The organism is Vibrio sp. S12_S33 (genome assembly GCF_963889785.1).
Taxonomy (GTDB): domain Bacteria; phylum Pseudomonadota; class Gammaproteobacteria; order Enterobacterales; family Vibrionaceae; genus Vibrio; species Vibrio aestuarianus.
The window spans coordinates 1-268 of the sequence record NZ_CAWPQZ010000348.1; the positions used below are offsets into that span (position 1 = coordinate 1).

The window sequence follows — 268 nt, forward strand, 5'->3', positions numbered from 1 at the left end:
GATGCAGCAGGTAATACCACCGCTGAAAGTGCGCCAGTAACGTTTGATTTAGACACTACTATTCCGGGTGATACGGACGGTGATGGTGTAAGCGACACCGCGCCAACCTTGACCATAGCCGATGCAGCCGATGGCAGCGTCAGCGTGGCCGAAAACAGTGACGGTCTTGACACTGTGGTGACCATTCCTGAGGGTGTGGAAGTGGGTGATACGGTGACGTTAACCATCACCAACCCCGATGGCAGTACGACGGTACAGACTCACGAAG

Annotated in this window: 1 protein-coding gene; it reads left to right on the forward strand. The window is 54.9% G+C overall.

Going from position 1 to position 268, the window contains the following annotated elements; translation table 11 throughout:
- A partial coding sequence (locus AACW06_RS20415) for a hypothetical protein (protein ID WP_202884136.1) occupies positions 1-268 on the forward strand: 268 nt, incomplete at both ends.